The 3,191-nt window shown below is 41.1% G+C and carries 4 protein-coding genes; 3 read left to right on the top strand and 1 reads right to left on the bottom strand.

Annotated features, from left to right (window positions below):
• Positions 1–46 precede the first annotated feature (46 nt).
• A complete protein-coding gene (locus CA598_RS31345; protein WP_042192144.1) occupies positions 47–868 on the top strand; it encodes a PPK2 family polyphosphate kinase in 822 nt (273 codons plus the stop codon).
• Between the two features lie 51 nt (positions 869–919).
• Here the strand turns inward: CA598_RS31345 and pdaB are convergent, their stop codons facing one another.
• The gene (pdaB, locus tag CA598_RS31340) at positions 920–1,723 is read right to left on the bottom strand and encodes a polysaccharide deacetylase family sporulation protein PdaB (protein WP_094871885.1); all 804 of its coding nucleotides are present in this window, start codon (positions 1,721–1,723) and stop codon (positions 920–922) included.
• Positions 1,724–1,834: 111 nt separating this feature from the next.
• On the opposite strand from pdaB, the gene CA598_RS31335 reads away from it, so the two are divergent.
• On the top strand, positions 1,835–2,443 hold the full coding sequence (locus CA598_RS31335) for a stage II sporulation protein M (protein ID WP_373455862.1): 609 nt from the start codon (positions 1,835–1,837) through the stop codon (positions 2,441–2,443).
• 252 nt (positions 2,444–2,695) lie between these two features.
• Positions 2,696–2,926, top strand: a complete 231-nt coding sequence (locus tag CA598_RS31330; RefSeq protein ID WP_036680631.1) for a hypothetical protein — start codon at positions 2,696–2,698, stop codon at positions 2,924–2,926.
• Positions 2,927–3,191: the final 265 nt, after the last annotated feature.

Raw genomic sequence — 3,191 nt, 5'->3', positions numbered from 1 at the left:
TAACACAAGTGTAGTAACGCTCACAAAACTTTTAGGAGGGGAATATATGGACATCAAGCGCTATATGATAAAAGACACAAAAGAAATCCGGCTTAACAAGCTGGATCCGGATGACACAGGTGTTTTTAAATCCAAAAAAGAAGTGGAAGCTAAAACAGAAGAGCTTAAAGCACGTTTGGCAGAGCTCCAAGATATTTTGTTTGCTCAGAAAAAGCATTCGCTGCTTGTTATTCTGCAAGGAATGGACTCCAGCGGTAAGGATGGCACAGTTAAGCATATTTTTTCAGGCATTAATCCGCAAGGATTTATAGTTACCAGCTTTAAGAAACCATCTCTAGAGGAAGAGGCTCATGATTTTCTATGGAGAGTTCATCAGAAGACACCCCCTAAGGGATATATCTCTGCATTTAACCGCTCGCATTATGAAGATGTATTGGTACCGCGGGTACACGGAGGGTTAAAAAAGGATGACTTGAAGCGTCGCTTTCGTTACATACGGCAGTTCGAGGAAATGCTGGTGGAAGAGGGGACGACTATTATCAAGCTTTTTCTGCATATTTCTAAAGAGAAGCAGCTAAAGAAGATTAAAGAACGGCTTGAAGATCCCAAAAAACATTGGAAATTCGATGCAAGTGATCTCCAGGAGCGGGAGTATTGGGATGATTACCAAGAAGCATATGAAGATGTTTTCAAGGAATCTAGCATAGATAAAGCACCCTGGTACTGGATACCCGCCAATCATCAATGGTACCGCAACTATTTGACCTTATCCATCGTTGTAAAGACACTGGAGAGTCTGGATCTGAGCTATCCGAAGCTGAATACCCCCACACCAGACATATCGGAACTCATCTCTCCACGTCATTAATCCTTTGGTCAGATCAACATCCATTACGGCACCAGAGATTGAAATGTGTTTTTACAGCCCAGCTGCGTCCTCAACGGCATTACTGAGTGAAGCTGAGTCGCGAACTTCTTTACCTTCGGCGTTGCTTTGACTGATCAGCTCAGAGACGGTAACGAATTCATAACCTTGTCTGCGGAGCTCATCGATAATGAGTGGAAGTGCTTCATGTGTTTGTTTACAGGAATCACTGGCATGTAGAAGGACAATATCACCTGGATGCGCTTTTGTCGTTACACGCTTCACGATATTGTCTACGCCGATGTTCTTCCAGTCCAGGGAGTCTGTATCCCATTGAATGACCTTGTAACCGAGATCGCTGGCAACCTGAAGGACTCTTTTGTCAAAATCACCATTAGGCATACGAATCAAATTGGGTTCAGTACCGGTTAATTCGGTAAGTACGGTGTGAGCCGTTGAGATCTGTGTACGAATTTCTTCGTTGCTTAGTGTGCTGTAATTGACGTGTTTATGACCATGACTTCCAATTTCAAAACCTGCATTTTTGATGTTAGTTACAATGTCTGGGTGAGTTTTACTCCATGGTGAAGACAGGAAGAAGGTGGCTTTGTCCACTTTCTTGTCTTCAAGTACCTTCAAAATTGGTTCGGGTCTTTTCTCCCCCCAGCTAATATCGAAGGTCAGGGCAATCAGCTTCTTCTCTGTGGGTACACTGTAGATCGCGGAAGGTCCGGATTCAGAAAAAACGGTTATGTTTCCCCTCTCGACATAGACAACTCCAGCAGCAAGAAGCACAGCGGCGAAGATATAGATGAATCGTTTAATCTTTTTGCCGCTGAATACATAAAAAGAATTCATAATGACAGCGCTCCTCTCCCATGCGAAATGCTTGTTTGTTCTAAATGTATGCTCGTACCGCAAGGTTATGACCTAAGAAACAGAGATCACTATTTCAGGAGGGTATTTATGTTGTCGTTCTTCACGTTTATTAAAGATCTAAAAACAATCCGGAAGGCTTTATTGCTATCCTGTCTGCTCTTCGCAGTAGGAGCGGTTGTAGGGTGGGTAGCTACTAGCAGTCTGGAGAAGCTATTGGTTCAGCAATTAGAGGGGCTCAGTGAAATCAGTGGCAGCCTTAGAGATTCTTCTAATCCGCAATGGAGCTTCTTTGTATTTATATTTTTGAATAACAGCATCAAGGGTGTTCTTATCATATTTTTAGGAGCGTTGTTCGGTATACTGCCAGCCATATTCTTATTTATTAACGGAGCGGTTATCGGCTATCTGATTCATTTATCAGCACTGCAAGGACAGGATTTGTTCGAACTAATAGTAAAAGGACTGCTGCCACATGGGATTATAGAGATTCCAGCGATCATTATTGCTTGTGCATTTGGACTTCAGTTCGGTGGGAAAGTACTTTCAAGTATATTTAGCTCATCCACTAAAAAAGAGAACAGAGGTGTAGACTGGACTTCATTCATGCGTCAAACACTTACAGCATCTATTTGGACAGTAATCCTGTTATTTGTAGCTGCCATCATTGAAAGTACAATTACTTTTTCGCTTTTATCATAAAACCTCCGGGAATGGAGCATACCATTAAAACCATTCATCCAAGGATTGCCTAAAGGTCAGAAGTATATAATCGTGGAGAAACCATAAAGGGAATTTTTAATAATTATGGTTATAAAAAGAGTACTCCGGTTAATCTAGTGTAGTAGGATCTTAAGGCAGCTTTCTCCATGAGATGGACTAACTAATTATGTACAAGGGGTTTTGGGTTTTAGTGAATGTGTTACTTGCAACTTCATGAAGGAGGCCAAGCATATGTTGGGAATGTTGTTCAACGAAAAAGAATGCAAGGAACTGGATTATGTTTTGCGGAAAGAACTTGATGAGATGCTGTTAGATTTGAGCGATCAGCGCTTGGACCAAAATATCAGGCATGCCATCGCCAATAGATATAAGACTGTATTTCGTATGTATGCTCGTTTTGCTCCTCAGAAAGAACTTTCCAAGTATGCGTGGGGTGGACGTTCTTCTCAGTATAAACACTAAGGATAGGCGGTAAATGCAAGAGTCTTATATGAATTTAAGATTTTTTAATAAAATAGCTTGACTAAAAAGGAGTGCTCGTGATAAATTATATCTCGCGCTCCTTTTGCTTGTGTAAAAGGGAAGCGAAAGGCAAGAAAAATTGAAAAAAACTTTTTCAAAAAAAAGACTTGCCAAACAATGAAACACTGTGATATATTATAAAGGTCGCCGCTGACAAACAACGACGACGAAATGAGAGACATTGATCTTTGAAAACTGAACAACG

Source organism: Paenibacillus sp. VTT E-133291 (genome assembly GCF_002264395.1).
GTDB lineage: Bacteria > Bacillota > Bacilli > Paenibacillales > Paenibacillaceae > Paenibacillus_AQ > Paenibacillus_AQ nitricinens.
Note: the sequence above shows the minus strand (reverse complement) of the source record. Positions and strands in the feature narration are given on the sequence as shown.